Source organism: Novosphingobium sp. (assembly GCF_031417815.1).
Lineage (GTDB): Bacteria > Pseudomonadota > Alphaproteobacteria > Sphingomonadales > Sphingomonadaceae > Novosphingobium.
Genome location: NZ_JANOWI010000017.1, coordinates 18,072 through 34,548 on the forward strand (window position 1 = coordinate 18,072; position 16,477 = coordinate 34,548).

A 16,477-nucleotide genomic window follows, 5' to 3' on the forward strand; every position below is an offset into this window, starting at 1 on the left:
GCGTTGAGCTGGGACAAGGAAATCGACGAACTTCGCGCCCGCGAGGTCATGGCGGAGCAGATGGGCGGCGCGGAAAAAGTCGCGCGCCAGCACGGCCGGGGCAAACTTGATGCGCGGGCGCGAATCGCTGGACTGGTCGATGCCGGATCATTCCGCGAGATCGGCAAGATTGCCGGCAAGGGCAGCTATGATGCCGACGGTAATTTGCTCGGCCTGGCCCCGTCCAACCTGATCTTCGGCCGGGCCAACATCGAAGGCCGGGCAGTGGTGGCAAGCGCCGATGATTTCACCGTGCGCGGCGGCGCAGCCGATGCCGCGATCCGGCGCAAGTTCGAGCAGTGCGAGGCCATGGCGCACACGCTGAAGATCCCGCTGATCCGGATGATCGACGGCACCGGCGGCGGCGGCTCGGTCAAGACGCTGGAAGTGATCGGCGCCACGTACGTTCCTGCGGTGCCGGGGTGGGGCGATGTGATCCGCAATCTCGAGAGCGTGCCGGTGGTGGCGCTGTCGCTGGGCCCCACGGCCGGGCTGGGCGCGGCGCGGGTGGTGGCCAGCCACTATTCGATCATGGTCAAGGGCCTGTCGCAGCTGTTTGCCGCCGGGCCTGCGGTGGTCGAGGCGATCGGCGAGAAGAGCGACAAGGAAAGTCTGGGCGGCAGCGAGATCCACACCCGCAACGGCGTGGTCGACGAGGAAGTGGCCAGCGAGGCCGAAGCTTTCGCCCGCGCGCGGCGATTCCTGTCCTACCTCCCCTCGGCAGTGGGCCAGTACGCGGCGCGCACCGCCTGCAACGATCCGGCAGACCGCCGCGAGGAAGCGCTGATTTCAACCGTCCCGCGCGGGGCGCTTGAGGTCTATTCGATGCGCAAGGTGCTCGAAGCGGTGTTTGACAAGGGCTCGGTGTTCGAAATGGGCCGGATGTGGGGCCGCGCCGCGATCACCGCCTTTGCCCGGCTCGATGGCTGGCCGGTGGCGGTGCTGGCCAGCGATCCCAGCTTTCTGGGCGGATCGTGGGAAGCCAAGACCAGCGAAAAGGCCGAGCGCTTTATCAAGCTGGCCGACCAGTTCCGCCTGCCGGTGGTCCATCTGGTCGACAATCCCGGCTTCATGATCGGCAATGCCGCCGAAATGGCCGGGACGATCCGCTACGGCGTCAATGCGATGAACGCGATCTACAAGGCCACGGTGCCGCTTTGCTGCGTGGTGGTGCGCAAGGCCTATGGCATCGCCGGCAGCGCGATGAGCAATGCCGAAGCCTTCCAGTACCGCTTTGCCTGGCCTTCGGGCGATTGGGGCAGCTTGCCGATCGAGGGCGGGATCGAAGTGGCCTACAAGGCCGAGATCGAAGCCGCCGAGGATAGCCAGGCGCATCTGGAGGCAATCCGGACGCGGCTCAACAAGGTCCGCAGCCCGTTCCGCACCGCCGAAATCTTCGGGATCGAGGACATCATCGATCCGCGCGATACCCGGCCGTTGCTGTGCGAATTTGCCGAACTGGCGTGGCGGGGGATGGGGGCCTAACCAACAACCAAGGTCCTCTCCGTTTTTGGCGAATGCCACAAACGGGGAGGTGGATCGTCCGCAAGGACGAGACGGAGGGGTTTCTGGGCGGGCGTCTTTGCCCCTCCGTCAGCCGCTTTGCGGCTGCCACCTCCCCATTTGCACTTCGCCAAAAATGGAGAGGACCTTAGGTGCCCAAATACTCCGCCAGCGCCGCCTGCTCGGGCTTGCTCAACCGCAGGCCTAGCTTGGTGCGCCGCCACAGCACGTCTTCGGCGCTGATGGCCCATTCGTGCGTCCGCAGGTAATCGACTTCGGCCGTGGTCAGCCCGGCCCCGAAATTGCGCCCCAGCGCCTGCCAGCCTTGTGCCTCGCCCAGCCAGGTCCGGGCGTGGGTGCCATAGGCGCGGGTGATCCGATCGACATCGGCTTCGCCCAGAAACGGATAGGCCGCGGCCAGACTGGCCATCAGTACGTCCAGTGCGCCTACCGGGAAATCGCCGCCGGGCAGCGGCTGACTGGTGGTCCAGGTCTTGCCCGAAAGCGCAGTCAGGCGCGGGGCCAGCAAATCGACCGCCTCTTCGGCCAGGTGGCGATAGGTGGTGATCTTGCCGCCATAGACGCTGAGCAGCGGTGCGCCTTTGGCCGGGTCCGACAGTTCAAGCCGGTAGCCGCGGGTGGCCGCTTCGGGTTTGCCCGATCCGTCATCGATCAGCGGGCGCACCCCCGAATAGGTCCAGACCACATCGCCGGGGGTGATGCTCTGCGCGAAATAGCGGCTCGCCCCCTCGCACAGATAGGCGATCTCTTCTTCGCTCGCCGCAATCGGCGCGTTCTCGGCCTGATCGCGATCGGTGGTGCCGATCAGGGTGAAATCGCGTTGATAGGGGATCGCGAAGAAAATCCGTCCATCGGGCAGCTGGAAGAAATAGGAAAAGGCATGGCTGAACAGCTTGGGCACCACGATGTGCGATCCGCGCACCAGCCGCATCGCGTAATCAGGCGCATCGCCCAGCAGCCCTTCGACCTTTAGCACGCCGGGGCCCGCAGCATTGACCAGCGCCTTGGCGCGGTAGCTGCCGGTTGCGGTGGTCAGTTCCCACGTGCCTTCGCTGCGGTGCGCAGCGGTCAGCGCGCTGCGGATCTTGATGGTTGCGCCGTGTGCAGCCGCGTCCATGGCGTTGAGCACCACCAGCCGCGCATCATCGACCCAGCCGTCCGAATATTCGAACCCGGTCGTAAAGCCGCCCTTCAGCGCCGCGCCGGCCGGGTGCTGGCGCAGATCGATCGTGCGCGTGGCGGGCAGGCGTTTGCGCCCGCCGATGTGATCATAAAGGAACAGTCCCAACCGCAGCAGCCAGCGCGGGCGCAGGCCATGGACATAGGGCAGCACAAATCGCATCGGATGGATGATGTGCGGGGCAATCGCCCACAGCGCCTCGCGCTCTTTCAGCGATTCGCGCACCAACCCGAATTCGTAGTGCTCTAGATAGCGCAAGCCGCCGTGGATCAGCTTGGTCGAGGCCGAGCTGGTCCCCTGCGCCAGATCGCCCGCTTCGAGCAGCAGCACCTTTGCGCCGCGCCCGGCGGCATCGCGCGCGATCCCCGCGCCGTTCACCCCGCCGCCGATCACCGCCAGATCATAAAGTTCCGCCGCGCTCATGCTGCCACGCTACCAGGAGGATTGAGCCGGCGGAACAGGCGGCCCTTCTCGCTGAACAGCACCAGTCCCAGCGCGATCAATCCGCCCGCCAGCAGCGCCAGCGAGATCGGCCGGGCCGATCCGTCATAGGCCTGCCCGATGGCGATCCCGAGCAGCGAGGAGAGCGTTGAGCGCACGAACATCTGCACCGATGCCGCAGCGCCTGCGGTACGCCCGAAGGGTTGCAGCGCGATCGAGGTGAAATTGGCACCCATGAAAGCGATCAGGCACATCTGCGATCCCATCAGAGCCACGAAATCCCACAGCGCCTCGTGCCCGCTGAACGAACGCCAGATCTGCAGGCAAGCCACCGCGATGAAGGCAAACAGCGCGGTGTGCGATACCCGCCGCGCGCCAAAGCGCATGACGATCGTCGCATTGGTCAGGTTGGCCAGCGCCATCATTCCCGCCATCAGCGCGAAATAGAGCGCGAAGCTGTCGCCCGCGCCGAAATGTTCGGCCACCAGCTGTTGCGAGGAATTGAGGTAGCCGAACAGCCCCGACCACAGGATTCCGCCGCCCACCACATAGCCGATCGACGCGCGATCCCCCAGTGCGCCCATCATGTTGCCGCTGATCGTGGCAAGGTGGATGTCCTGGCGGTTGGCGGGATCGAGCGTTTCGGGGAGCCGCAGCCAGATCCACACGCCAACCGCCAGCGACAGCAGCGAGGTGCCACCGAAGATCCAGCGCCAGTCGGCGAACAGCAGGATAAACTGGCCATAGCTGGGCGCGATCATCGGCACTGCCATGAACACCAGCGTGATCGTGGATAGCACCCGCGCCATCCGGTCGCCCGAAAAGCGGTCGCGCACGATCGCGCTGGGCAGCACCGACAGCCCGGCGCTGAGCAAAGCCTGCAGCCCGCGCGCCAGCAGCAGCGTGTTGAAATCCTGCACCAGCGCACAGACCAGCGCGAGCACGGCATAACAGCCGAGCGCCCCGAACAGCACCGGGCGGCGGCCATAACGGTCGGCCAGCGCCCCGGGGATCAGCGCGCCGATCGCGGCGGCGAACAGGTAGACCCCGATTACCAGCTGGCGGCGGTTGGGATCGCCCGCGTTCAGATCGGCAGCAATTTCATCGAGCGCGGGCAGCATCGAATCGATCGACAGCGCCACCAGCGCCATCAGCGTCGCCATCATGCACACGAATTCACGCTCGCCAAGCGTGCGCGTTCGGGGCTGGGCAAGAGTTGGCGATGCGGGCATGGGGTGCCCATGGCGGCTTTGCGCCAATCTTGCCAGTGCCTTTTCGTGCAGACCCGATCCGCGCTACACCATAGGTATGAGCAAGGCCCCGCCCGATTCCGAAGAGCCCGGCGAAGAGGCGCAGGGCCTGCGCAAAGTGATCCACGTCGATATGGATGCGTTCTATGCCAGCGTCGAACAGCGCGATGAGCCCGCGCTGCGCGGGCTGCCGGTGGCGGTTGGCGGCGATGGCCCGCGCGGGGTGCTGACCACCTGTTCCTATGAAGCGCGGAAGTTCGGGTGCCGCAGCGCGATGCCGTCGGTCACCGCCAAACGGCTTTGTCCCGATCTGATTTTCCGCCGCCCGCGCTTCGATGTCTACACCGCCGTTTCGCGCCAGATCCGCGACGTGTTCCTCGATTACACCCCGCATGTCGAACCGCTCAGCCTTGATGAGGCATTTCTTGATGTGACCGAGGACAGCCAGGGGATTGGCTCGGCGACCCGCATCGCGCAGCTCATCCGCGCCCGGATCAAGGCCGAAACGGGCCTCACCGCGAGCGCCGGGGTGTCCTACAACAAGTTCCTCGCCAAGCTGGCGAGCGACCAGAACAAGCCCGATGGCCTGTGCGTCATCCGCCCGGGCGAAGGCGCGCAGTTCGTGGCCGGCCTGCCGGTGCGGCGCTTTTTCGGGATCGGCCCGCGCGGCGCGGAAAAAATGGCCGCGCTGGGGATCGAGACCGGGGCCGATCTGGCGGTCTGCGACATTACGTTCCTGCGCCGCCATTTCGGATCGCAGGCCGATTACCTCTACCGCGCCGCGCGGGGGATCGACTTGCGCCGGGTCAAGGCCAACCGCGCGCGCAAATCGGTAGGGACCGAGCGGACGCTCGACAAGGATCTCTCGTCGGGCTCGGCGCTGCGCGACGTGCTGGCGGCGATCATCGAGTTGACTTGGGCCAGGATCGAGAAATCGCAGTCACAGGGGCGCACCGTGACCCTCAAGCTCAAGCACGCCGATTTCAGCCAGCTGACCCGCGCCCGGTCGTTGCCGCGCCCGCTGGCCAGCAAGGCTGACCTCGCCGCGATCGGTCATGCCCTGCTGGACGAGGTTTTGCCGCTGGCGCAGCCGGTGCGGCTGGTCGGCCTGACGCTGTCGGCGCTTGACGAGGATGAGGGCGAAACGCCCATCGGCGGCACGGCACAGCCGCTGTTGCCGTTTTGAGACAGGACACATGGTTAACCGCAGCAAACGCGCCAGTCAGGTTTCGGAAAGGAATAATCTGCGTATTATAGGGGGGTTACAAAGTGCGAGTCTGCGACGCGTTCTTACAATCCCGACGGCAACAGGGGTGTTACCAAGAGCCGTCAATATGTGTGGGGAGTTACGTTCAATGAAGATCAAGATGTTTGGCGGCGCGGTTGCGCTTGCTGCTTTCGCCATGTCCGCCTCGGCCGGTGCCGATGATGACAAGGTGTCCTATGCCGAACTTACCAACTGCGCCGCTTTCGTGCTGCTCGAGGCCCAGGTCTATGACAGCGACGATGGCACCGCGGAAGACAAGACCAAGGCTGAAACCTATTACCAGCACGCCGCTTCGCTGACGGTTGCCGCTGCGCTCCTCAACGACAAGGACCCCAAGATGGTCACCGAGGAAGTCAAGCAGCTCAACACCAAGATGATTTCGTCGCTGTCGCAGGATGGCGCGGCTGAAAAGCTGATCCGCGACAATGCCGAGCTGTGCAACGCGCTGGGCGAAGCCGCCTACGAAGCGCTGAACGACAAGAAGTAAGCCTTTGGCTCCGGCCCGCGGCAGACAGTCGCAGGCCTGATCCGGCTGAACGCAAACAAGGGCTCCGCGCACTGGTCGCGGAGCCCTTTTTGCAAGACAAGCGCGCCCGGGAGGGTCGTTTGCATGCGGGGATTGCTGACTGCGGCAGCTGTGCTTGCGCTGCTTGGCGGCTGTGCGGGCCGGCCTGACTACCGCGCCGTGCGGGGCAGTGCCGATCGCTATCCAGCCGCACCGTCCGAAGCGGTCTGGCACTTGCGCGTGGGGCTCAACGTGGCTGCACTGATGTGCAAGGGGCGCGGCCGCACCGCGGTTTCAGGTGCCTATGCGCGGCTGCTGGGGCGGCATCGCGCGCTGCTGGACGCCGCTTACCGCGCCGAACAGCGCCGTCATGGCGGCGGGTTCGATCAGCACCAGACCCGGATTTACAACCGCTTTGCCAACCAGCGCGATCCTGCCGCGTTCTGCCGCCGGGCCGCAACGGTGGCAGCGCACGCAACTGCGCTCAGTTCAGCCGCTCTGGCGCAGCAGGCCGGAAAGCTGCTCGGCCTGATCGACTAGAGTTTTGTCCACTCATGTGGAAGCAACACCAGCCCGCTCCCCCTCCCGGCCACCCATGAGAGTACCTATGAATGGGTGGCCGGGAGGGGGAGCGGGCCGGTGTTGCCTGTTCCAGCTTCACTGAAACAGACTCTAGACCAGCACCTGCCAGGCCAGCCTTGCCCCCCGTGCGATCATCAGCAGGTTGACCAGCGTATAGAACCGCGCGGTGTCCATCCGCCGCACCAGCCAGACCCCGGCCAGCGTCGCGGCATTGGCCGGGCTCTTCACCTATGCAATCCTCGCCACGCTGGTCGCGGTGGCGGTGCGGCCGCGTTCGAGCGCGAAGCCCAAGGCTGATTTGGGCTAACCTGCTGGAAGTGTTAGGCTTGCCCGGAAAGGGGGCGAGTCGATGGGCGAAGCGATCGACCGGCGCGGGCTGCTGGGTTCGGCCAGCGCTGCCATTGCTGCGGCGCTGGCTGGTCCGATCGCGCTGCCCGCCGCGCTTGAACGGGTTCTGCCGGCACCTTTGCGCGCTCTGATGCCAGACGCGGCGCAAGAGGCCGCCGGCCTGATCGCCGAACTGCTGAGGTTGGAAGAAGAGGCCAAGGCGCTGCGGCTGCCGGCCTCGCCGCTGCAGTTCGGCACCGGCGGCGTGCCGCTTGATCCAGCACAGCTCTATCAGGCGGCCATGCCGCGACTGGTGGCGCTGATCGACCGGGCCGAACGCCGTGCGCCGTACCTGGCTGACAAGGCCGGAGCCTTGCTGGCGAAGTTGCATCACAGCGAATATGTTGTGCCTGAGCTGTGGCTCGGCAACACTGCGCCGCGCCTCGCTTTGCCGCTGGACGCCGATGAACCCCTGACTTTGCCCGAACCGCAATTGCCCGGCGCTCCGCTTGAGGTGCCAGGCGGCGTGCTGCCCGCGCTTGCTGCGCCGTTGTCGCCCGTCAGCCCGTCGCATGTCTTTGCCGAGATTGCGGGCGAGTATTCCGCCTGGTTTGCCGCTGCCGAAATTCGCCCCGAACACCGCGACAGCGCCGATTGGCACCTTACCATGATGCGCCAATCGCGCCCGCGCTATGCGGCGCTGGGCAAGCAGGTGGACGTGCCGTGGCAGTTCCTGGCTGCGATCCACGGGCTTGAGGCCAGCTTCAATTTCCGCGCCCACCTGCACAATGGCGATTATCCGCTGGGTCAGCGCACCCGCCAGGTCCCGGCCGGTCGGCCGCGCGCCTGGCTGCCGCCGTCCAGCTGGGAAGCCAGCGCGCTTGATGCGCTGCGGCTGATGGGCTTTGCCGGGCAGGACGATTGGTCGCTGCCGCGGATGCTCTACCGGCTCGAAGCCTATAACGGTTTCGGCTATCGCCACGCCCGCCGCGCCAGCCCCTATCTGTGGAGCTTTTCAACGCTTTACACGCGCGGCAAGTTCATTGCCGACGGCCGCTTCGATCCCGCTGTCCGGTCCAGGCAATGCGGCGCGGCGGTCATGCTCAAGGTGCTCGACCTGGCCGGTGAGCTTGACTAGTCTGCCCGCCAGACCAACCACCTGGAAGTGATCGCCGATGCGCCGTCCCGCTCTTGTTGCCGTTACCCTTGCGTCGCTGCTCGCCTTGTCGGCATCGCTTCCGGCCAAGCCCGCGCCAAGCCCCGAACAGGTGGCGGCGGCCGCCCTGGCAGCCGCGCCGGTGTGGGATGGCCACAACGATGTGCCCGAGCAACTGCGCGACCGCCGCAAGGACGTGCTGGGAGACTTCGATTTCCGCGACACCACCGGCACCGCCGATTCCGACAAGGGCATTGGCGCGATGCAGACCGATATTGGCCGGATGCGGCAAGGCCGGGTGGGGGCACAGTTCTGGTCGGTCTATGTCTCGGCCAATTTGACCGACCAGCAGGCGGTGCAGGCGACGCTTGAACAGATCGACGTGACCCGGCGGCTGATCGCGCGCTATCCGGATGATCTGCAGTATTGCGGCGATGCGGCCTGCGTCGAAGCGGCGTTCAAAAGCGGCAGGATCGCCTCGCTGATCGGGATGGAGGGCGGCCATTCGATCGGCGGCAGCCTGGCCGTGCTGCGCCAGATGTATGTGCTGGGCGCGCGCTATATGACCCTGACCCATTTCAAGAACACCGCCTGGGCCGATAGCGCCACCGATGCCCCAGCGCACAATGGCTTGACCCCGTTCGGCAAGGATGTGGTGCGCGAAATGCAGCGCATCGGCATGCTGGTCGATCTGGCGCATGTCAGCGAAAAGACCATGCTCGATGCGATGGCCGTGGCCGGCGCACCGGTGATCGTCAGCCATTCGAACGCCTTCGCGATCAATCACCATCCGCGCAATGTGCCCGATGCGGCACTCGATGCGATCAAGGCCAACGGCGGGATCGTGATGGTCAACTTCTATCCGCCCTACGTGGTCGAGGCAGCACGGCTGTGGTCGGCAGAGCGTGATGCTGCCGAAGCGCGCTTCAAGGCGCTCTATCGCGGCAACCCGGAAGGCGCGAAGGCGGCGCTTGCCAATTGGGACAAGGCCAATCCCATGCCGCGCGGGTCGCTTGCCGATGTCGCCGCGCACATCGATTACATCGCCAAGCGGATCGGCGCCGATCACGTTGGGCTGGGCGGCGATCTTGATGGGATCGACGTGGCTGTTGTGGGGATGGAAGACGTTGCAGCCTATCCGGCGCTGTTCACCGAACTGGCGCGGCGCGGGTGGAGCCAGGCGGATCTGGAGAAACTTGCCAGCCGCAACATGTTGCGCGTGCTCAAGGCTGCCGAAGCCTATGCCCGGTCGCGGCGCGGCGATGCGCCGTTCGAAAACCCGACGACCTTCTGACCGGTCTTCAGGTCGCCGTTACCGTGGGGATCGTCACCGGGCCGCCGGTGTTGGTCGATGTGGCCGAACCGAACAGCCACAGCCCGCCGAAAACCACGACAATCACGGCAAGACTGATAACCAGTATCTGAAACAGGAACGAACCCTTGTTGCCGCCTTTGGCTTCGGTAGTGGTGATGTGAATTTCTTCGCCTTCGCGGTGCATTGTCTTGGCCTTCCGAAACGCTGTGCGAAGGCTAAACGCACCGCCGGGCGTGCCGGTTCCGCCGCGCCCTGTTCAGAACTGCTGTCCGGAAGGCTCCAGCCGTACTTCGAACAGCCAGGGCCATTCCTTGCCGGTCATGTAGATCTTGCGGCTGTGCGCATCCCAGGCGATGCCGTTGGCAACCTGGTCATGCCCCAGAACGCCCGCTTCGCGGTGTAACGCGGCCAGATCGATCACCCGCACCACACGTCCGCTGGCCGGATCGATCCGCACCGCATAGTCGGTTTGCCAGACATTGGCGAAGAGCTGCCCGTCGATCCATTCGATCTCGTTGAGCTGGCGCAGCGGCTGGCCCTTGAAAGTCACGCTGATGGTGCGTTGCACCGCGAATGTGGCGGGATCGATGAAACGCAGCACTTCGCTGCCGTCCGACATCACCAGCTGCGTGCCGGTGCTGGTCAGCGCCCAGCCTTCGCCCTGATAGCGGAACGTGCCAAGCTTTTTGAAGCTTTTGCGGTCCCAGCGAAAGCCGGTGCCATCCTGCCAGGTCAATGAGAGCACCTGGCCTTTCCATGGGGCGATTCCCTCGCCGAAATAGGGCGCGGGCACCTGAACCTGGCGCAGCACCTTGCCGCTTTTCAGATCGACCTTGCGCACTGACGAGCGCCCGACCTTGCCAGTGCTTTCAAACAGTTCGCCCCTATCGATGAACAGCCCTTGCGTGAAAGCGCCAGGATCGTGCGGAAAGCGCTGCACCGCAACGGCTACATCCACCGGAACCGGCTCTTCGGCCGCGCGCTGCGCGCCCAGCGGAGCCACCGCCAGCAGCAGCAGGGCGGCCAGCCGCTTCATCAATCGCGCAGCAATTCATTGATAGCCGTTTTGGCGCGGGTCTGGGCATCGACCGTCTTGACGATCACCGCGCAATAGAGCGAGGGACCCGGTGAGCCATCAGGCAGTGGCCGGCCCGGCAGCGATCCCGGAACGACCACGCTGTAGGGCGGCACAATACCGATATGCACTTCACCCGTGGCGCGATCGACGATCTTGGTCGAAGCGCCGATGAACACGCCCATTGAAAGCACCGCGCCTTCGCAGATGCGCACCCCTTCAACCACTTCGCTGCGCGCGCCGATGAAGCAGTTGTCCTCGATCACCACCGGGCCGGCCTGCAAGGGTTCGAGCACGCCGCCAATCCCGACCCCGCCCGACAGGTGCACGTTCCTGCCGATCTGCGCGCAAGAGCCGACCGTGGCCCAGGTATCGACCATCGTGCCATCGCCGACATGGGCGCCGATGTTGACGAAGCTGGGCATCACCACCACGCCGCGCCCGATGTGCGATCCGCGCCGCACCACCGCGCCCGGCACGATCCGGAAGCCCGCCTCGCGAAAGCGGTTTTCGCCCCACCCGGCGAACTTGGACGGCACCTTGTCGAACGCCGGAGCGCCCGCTGCACCATGCTCGACAACCACGTTGTCGTTCAGCCGGAAGCTCAGCAGCACGGCCTTCTTGAGCCACTGATTGACCAGCCAGCCGCCCTGCCCATCCGGCTCGGCCACGCGTGCGCGGCCCGTATCGAGCAGCTCGAGCGCCGCTTCGACGACTTCGCGCACATCGCTGCTGGCCGGGGTCACGCTGTCACGGTTTTCCCAGGCCCGGTCGATTGCGGCGGCAAGCTGGTCAGTCATCGAAAATCTCCTTGTAGCGCGGCGATTATCCGGCCCGGCGATGCGGGGCAAGCGCCTGCGTGGGACCCCGGCAGAAATATGCGGTTAAGCATTCGTATGGCACAGTGTAGCAACTGACATCATGGGCCCACCTGGTTTGGCCCGCCGGATCGGGGTTGCGCAAGTGTCCAAGTCGATGGTTTTCGAGCCGAGGCTCCATCTGGTGGTGGCCGCGCTGTCGTTTGCACTGGTTGCTTGCGGCGGCGGCGGCGGAGTGGGCAGCACGCCCGCGCCTGCGCCGCCCCCGGCACCCGCGCCAACCCCCACACCGACCCCGACCCCTGCGCCCACACCAACGCCAACGCCAACGCCAACGCCGACCTCAGCCTTTCAGACCAGCGAATACAACCGCTCGACCGGCCCCGCGCAGCATGGCGCGATCACCGCCTGGTCGGCGGGTGTCACCGGGCAAGGCATAAAGATCGGGATCGTCGATACCGGGATCGATACCGCCAGCCCCGAATTTGCCGGGCGGATCGATCCTGCATCGCGCGATGTTGCGGGCAGCCGCGGCCTGACCAATCCCGATAGCGATCACGGCACCAATGTCGCCATGGTGGCTGCCGCCGCACGCGACAATACCGGCATCGTCGGGATCGCTTTCAATTCCACCATCCTGATGTTCCGGGGCGATTCGGTCGGAACCTGCGCCGATACTTCGGCCGATGGCGGCTGCACCTTTTCCGACAGCAGCATCGCTGCCGGGATCAATGCTGCGGTGGCTGCCGGGGCCAAGGTTATCAACCTTTCGCTCGGCGGATCACCGCCCAACACGGTGCTGCGCGCAGCGATCATCAACGCGGCCAACAATGGTGTGGTGGTGGTGGTTTCGGCCGGCAATGATGGCGATTCGACCAAGGCCGGGATTGATCCCGCCAATCCCGATCCGCTGGCGGCGGGCATCTTTGGCGTCGGCAACGGCAATGTGATCATCGCCGGATCGGTCAATTCCGCCAATGTGATCTCGGACTTCAGCAACAAGGCCGGCACCACCAGCGCCGCCAGTGCTTTTCTGGCTGCGCGCGGCGAACGGGTGTGCTGCACTTACGAAAATGGCACGCTCAAGGTCGTGACCAATCCCGATGGCTCGCGTTCGGTCTATGTTTTTTCGGGTACGAGCTTTTCTGCGCCGCAGATCGCGGGTGCGGTGGCCCTGCTGCGCGAAGCTTTCCCCAATCTGACCGCGCCGCAAGTGGTCGACCTGCTGCTGCGCACCGCGACCGATGCCGGTGCCGCCGGGACGGATCCGCTCTATGGGCGCGGGATCCTCAACATCACCCAGGCTTTCGCACCGCAGGGCACCACCAGTCTGGCGGGTTCGAAAGTCGCGGTTCCGCTGGGCGATACCACGCTGATCACCTCCGCGCCGATGGGCGATGCCCGCGGCAAGGCGGCCGGGCTCAGCGCGATCGTGCTCGATGGCTATGACCGCGCCTACCAGTACAATCTGGGATCGCTGATCCGCGGTGCCGAAGTGCAACCGCGGTTGGGCCAAGCGCTGGCCAATGAACTGCGCAACGTGACCGTGGGCAGCGAGCGGCTGTCGATGTCGTTCTCGGTCGACAATCAGGGCCGGGTGCAGCGCATGGCCTGGCAGGGCGCCTTGCGCAATGGCGGCGCCGACAGTCAGGCGGCCAGAGTGCTGGCGGGCCGCGTCATCGCCCGGCTTTCGCCCGCAGCACTGGCCGCATTCGGCTTTGCCCAAGGCTCCGATGGGCTCGTCTCGCAGCTGCAGGGCCGCGATGGCCCGGCGTTTCTGATTGCCCGCGCCCCCGGTGACAACCCCGGCTTCGGGCAGGAAAACCTGCTTAGCTTCGCGCTCCGCCACCAGGCCGGGCGCTGGGGCTTCGCGGTCAGCGGCGAGCACGGCACCGCCATCACCGCCGCCCCCGCCTGGAGCGCAGCCACCCAGCTTGACCGGCGTAAATATGCAGCGGCCGACCGGTTCGGCGTCAGCATCGACCGGCAGGCGGGCAAGTGGCACTTTGCCACCGGGGCAAGCTTGCTCGATGAACGCGCCACGGTGCTGGGCGCGCGCTTTACCGATGGCCTGAACGGCCGCGGCGCGGAAAGTCTGTTCGTGGATTTCGGAGCCAGCTGGCAGCCGGCCGAACGCTGGCGGCTGGGGGCACAGCTGCGCGGCGGCGTTACCTATCCGCGCGGGGCCGGTGCGATCGTTACCGGCGGGCGGATGGTCAGTTCGGCCTGGTCGCTCGATGCCACGCGCCTCGGGGTGTTCGGCAAGGCTGACAGCCTGTCGCTGCGCCTGGCCCAGCCGCTGCGCGTTGAAAGCGGCGGGATCGCGCTCAATCTGCCGGTGGCCTATTCCTATGCCACTTTGCAGCCGACCTTCGCCACCAGCCTGCTCGACCTTGCGCCGCAGGGGCGCGAACTGGACGCCGAACTCAACTGGCGTTCACCGCTGTGGACCGGTTCGGCGATGGTCAGCCTGTTCTACCGCACCGATCCGGGGCACTACGCCGCCATCCCGGACGACAAGGGCGTGGCGGTAAGCTGGAGCCGGAAGTTCTAGATTGTTGGCCGGTCAGGCCAAGCTGATCGCGGAGGCGATCAGCGCACCAAGCCAATCCCAGCCTACATCCCCGCCAGCTTGGCAAATTGCGTTGCGCGGTCGATCAGCGGCTGGACCCGGTCGGACTGGGCCTTGGCATGGGGCGAACTGGCGGTGCCATCCAGCACGCGCTTCTTGATGCCCTGCAGAATGCCGGCCAGGCGGAAGAAGTTGTAGGCAAACAGCCAGTTCATGTCGGGCATAGAGTCGCGGCCCGTGGCGGCGCAATAGCGTTCGACCAATTCGTCAAGCTCGGGAATGCCGAGCGTCGCGCGGTCAAGATCCTGCACCCCCGAGCGTCCGCCGTTTTCGGTGACATAGGCCATGCAGATATAGGAAAAATCGCCCAGCGGATCGCCCAGCGTCGAAAGTTCCCAATCGAGCACCGCGAGCACTTTGGGTTCGTCTTTGGCCCAGATCATGTTGTCGATCCGGTAATCGCCGTGGACCACCGAGGTGCGGGTCTGTTCGGGCAGGGTTGCAGGCAGCCATGCGATCAGCCGCTCCATATCGGGCATGTGCTCGGTTTCGGAGAGCTTGTACTGCTTGGTCCAGCGATCGACCTGCCGGCCGAAATAGTTGCCTGGTTTGCCAAAGTCCGACAGGCCGACCTGCTGGACATCGGTGTTATGCAACTGCGCCAGCGTCTCGATCATCGCCAGATAGGTCTGGCGGCGATATTCGGGCGCGGCCTCGGGCATGGCGCCGTCCCAGATCGTTTTCCCGTCGACCATGTCCATGATGTAGAACCACGATCCGACCACGGTTTCGTCGGTGCACAGGCCATATTGCCTGGCCGCCGGGAAGCCGCCCTTGTTGAGTGCGTTCTGGACCTTGTATTCACGGTCAACCGCGTGGGCGCTGGGCAGCAGCGGGCCGAACGGCTTGCGTCGCAGCACGTAGTTGCCGCTTTTCGCCTCGACCTTGTAGGTCGGGTTCGATTGCCCGCCTTTGAACTTGGTCAGGTGCAGCGGGCCTTCGAAACCTGCGACATTGGCGGTCATCCATTCAGACAGCCGACCTTCGTCAAGCCGGTCGGCGCCTTCGGGCTCCACCGTGCCGACAAAGGCTTCATCCGCGTTGATGGCTTCGCTCATCTCTTGCACTGTCCCCCCGCCCGCTTGCGGGCGGGGTCGGGGGGGGGCCACAGGGCGGGTCGGGCCCACCCCTAGCCCCTCCCGCAAGCGGGAGGGGGACTTAATTCAGCTGTCAAACACGATGACACTGCGCGCCGAAGCGCCCGATTTCATCGTTTCGAAGCCTTCGTTGATCCTCTCCAGCGGAATCCGTTCGGCAATGATCGAATCAAGATCGAGCAGACCGCGCATGTAGAAATCGACCAGCCGCGGCATGTCGACCGGGAAGTGGTTCATCCCCATGATTGCGCCTTGCAGCTTCTTGCCCGAGAGCAGGTCCATTGCGGAAAGCCCGACCGAATGACCCAGCGGCATCATCCCCAGGATCGTGGCGGTGCCGCCGCGGCGCAGCGATTTGACCGCCAGTTCGCCCGAAGCCGGACGGCCGACGGCTTCGACGGCGTAATCGACCCCGCCCTTGGTGATTTCGAGGATCTGCGCGGCGGCATCCGGCGCCAGCGCATCGACCGTATGGGTTGCGCCCAGCTTGATCGCAAGATCGCGCTTTTCGGGCATCGGGTCGGCGGCGATGATCATGCCCGCGCCGGCGATCTTGGCGGCGTTGATCGCGGCGAGGCCAACCCCGCCGCAGCCGACCACGGCAACGGTCTCGCCCGGCGTCAGCTTACAGGCGTTGAAGATCGTGCCCGCCCCGGTGGTTACCGCGCAGCCGATCACAGATGCCCGGTCCAGCGGCATTTCAGGATTGATCGCGGTGCAGGCGTGTTCGTGGATCAGCATCATTTCGGCAAAGGCCGAGAGGTTGAGCATCTGCGCCACCGGGCTGCCATCACCGCGCGACAGCCGCGATTCGGCCCCCGGCGCGCGCCGGGTCTCGGCTCCCAGGCACAGCGCCATGCGGCCGGTGACGCAAAACTCGCAGTGGCCACAGAAAGCCGAAAGGCAAGTCACGACCGCATCGCCAACCTTGACCGTGCGCACTTCGCTGCCGACCGCCTCGACGATCCCGGCGGCTTCGTGGCCCGGCACGGCGGGCAGCGCGTGGGGATAGGTGCCTTCGATGAAATGCAGGTCCGAATGGCACAGGCCGCAGGCGACGGTGCGGATCAGCACCTCGTGCGGGCCGGGCTTGCTGATCTGGAGCTGCTCGATCTGGAGCGGCTTGCCAGGCTCGATCAGGACTGCGGCTTTCATTTTTGTACCTACTCCCATTTCGTCGTCCCGGACTCGAACCGGGACCGCTGGCCGGACCAGGCCGGCGCAGCGTCCAGAGGCCAGCGGTCCCGGGTCAAGCCCGGGACGACGCCA

15 protein-coding genes are annotated in these 16,477 nt (G+C 65.5%); 7 read left to right on the forward strand and 8 right to left on the reverse strand.

What is annotated here, in order from left to right; translation table 11 throughout:
- The first annotated feature begins 3 nt into the window (after positions 1-3).
- The gene (locus tag RMN99_RS04135; protein WP_309622027.1) at positions 4-1,524 is read left to right on the forward strand and encodes a carboxyl transferase domain-containing protein; all 1,521 of its coding nucleotides are present in this window, start codon (positions 4-6) and stop codon (positions 1,522-1,524) included.
- Between the two features lie 166 nt (positions 1,525-1,690).
- Here RMN99_RS04135 and RMN99_RS04140 read toward each other — a convergent pair whose 3' ends face one another.
- Together RMN99_RS04140 and RMN99_RS04145 are read right to left on the reverse strand one after the other, a co-directional pair.
- A complete protein-coding gene (locus RMN99_RS04140; protein WP_309622028.1) occupies positions 1,691-3,166 on the reverse strand; it encodes a glycerol-3-phosphate dehydrogenase in 1,476 nt (491 codons plus the stop codon).
- A complete protein-coding gene (locus tag RMN99_RS04145) occupies positions 3,163-4,416 on the reverse strand; it encodes a multidrug effflux MFS transporter (RefSeq protein ID WP_309622029.1) in 1,254 nt (417 codons plus the stop codon). Before RMN99_RS04145 ends, RMN99_RS04140 begins: the two co-directional genes overlap by 4 nt.
- A gap of 76 nt (positions 4,417-4,492) precedes the next feature.
- On the opposite strand from RMN99_RS04145, the gene dinB reads away from it, so the two are divergent.
- The 3 genes from dinB (at position 4,493) to RMN99_RS04160 (ending at position 6,746) form a co-directional block, all read left to right on the forward strand.
- Positions 4,493-5,620 (forward strand): DNA polymerase IV, encoded by a 1,128-nt coding sequence (gene dinB / locus RMN99_RS04150; protein WP_309622030.1) that lies wholly within the window; start codon positions 4,493-4,495, stop codon positions 5,618-5,620.
- A 169-nt stretch (positions 5,621-5,789) separates the two neighbouring features.
- Positions 5,790-6,188, forward strand: coding sequence for a hypothetical protein (locus RMN99_RS04155; RefSeq protein ID WP_309622031.1), 399 nt, complete (start codon positions 5,790-5,792; stop codon positions 6,186-6,188).
- Positions 6,189-6,311: 123 nt separating this feature from the next.
- Positions 6,312-6,746 carry a hypothetical protein gene (locus RMN99_RS04160; RefSeq protein WP_309622032.1) on the forward strand — a complete coding sequence of 145 codons (435 nt, stop codon included), beginning with the start codon at positions 6,312-6,314 and terminating at the stop codon, positions 6,744-6,746.
- Positions 6,747-6,878: 132 nt separating this feature from the next.
- Here RMN99_RS04160 and RMN99_RS04165 read toward each other — a convergent pair whose 3' ends face one another.
- Complete coding sequence (locus tag RMN99_RS04165; protein WP_309622033.1) at positions 6,879-7,016, reverse strand: hypothetical protein; 138 nt, start codon at positions 7,014-7,016, stop codon at positions 6,879-6,881.
- Between the two features lie 121 nt (positions 7,017-7,137).
- Here RMN99_RS04165 and RMN99_RS04170 point away from each other — a divergent pair, with 121 nt between their 5' ends.
- Both RMN99_RS04170 and RMN99_RS04175 read left to right on the forward strand, forming a co-directional pair.
- Positions 7,138-8,253 carry a hypothetical protein gene (locus RMN99_RS04170; protein WP_309622034.1) on the forward strand — a complete coding sequence of 372 codons (1,116 nt, stop codon included), beginning with the start codon at positions 7,138-7,140 and terminating at the stop codon, positions 8,251-8,253.
- Positions 8,254-8,290: 37 nt separating this feature from the next.
- Positions 8,291-9,565 (forward strand): dipeptidase, encoded by a 1,275-nt coding sequence (locus RMN99_RS04175; RefSeq protein ID WP_309622035.1) that lies wholly within the window; start codon positions 8,291-8,293, stop codon positions 9,563-9,565.
- A 7-nt stretch (positions 9,566-9,572) separates the two neighbouring features.
- On the opposite strand, the gene RMN99_RS04180 is transcribed toward RMN99_RS04175, so the two are convergent.
- The 3 genes from RMN99_RS04180 to dapD form a co-directional block, all read right to left on the reverse strand.
- Positions 9,573-9,770 (reverse strand): hypothetical protein, encoded by a 198-nt coding sequence (locus RMN99_RS04180; protein WP_309622036.1) that lies wholly within the window; start codon positions 9,768-9,770, stop codon positions 9,573-9,575.
- A gap of 72 nt (positions 9,771-9,842) precedes the next feature.
- Positions 9,843-10,622, reverse strand: a complete 780-nt coding sequence (locus RMN99_RS04185; protein WP_309622037.1) for a glutaminyl-peptide cyclotransferase — start codon at positions 10,620-10,622, stop codon at positions 9,843-9,845.
- Positions 10,622-11,461, reverse strand: a complete 840-nt coding sequence (dapD, locus tag RMN99_RS04190; RefSeq protein ID WP_309622038.1) for a 2,3,4,5-tetrahydropyridine-2,6-dicarboxylate N-succinyltransferase — start codon at positions 11,459-11,461, stop codon at positions 10,622-10,624. Before dapD ends, RMN99_RS04185 begins: the two co-directional genes overlap by 1 nt.
- A 175-nt stretch (positions 11,462-11,636) precedes the next feature.
- Here dapD and RMN99_RS04195 point away from each other — a divergent pair, with 175 nt between their 5' ends.
- Positions 11,637-14,033: a S8 family peptidase gene (locus RMN99_RS04195; protein ID WP_309622039.1), complete on the forward strand. Its 2,397-nt coding sequence runs from the start codon at positions 11,637-11,639 to the stop codon at positions 14,031-14,033.
- Between the two features lie 62 nt (positions 14,034-14,095).
- Here RMN99_RS04195 and RMN99_RS04200 read toward each other — a convergent pair whose 3' ends face one another.
- Entirely contained in the window at positions 14,096-15,169 is a 1,074-nt protein-coding gene (locus tag RMN99_RS04200) for a phosphotransferase family protein (protein WP_309622040.1), read from the reverse strand.
- A 105-nt stretch (positions 15,170-15,274) separates the two neighbouring features.
- Positions 15,275-16,363, reverse strand: coding sequence for a Zn-dependent alcohol dehydrogenase (locus RMN99_RS04205; RefSeq protein WP_309622041.1), 1,089 nt, complete (start codon positions 16,361-16,363; stop codon positions 15,275-15,277).
- Positions 16,364-16,477: the final 114 nt, after the last annotated feature.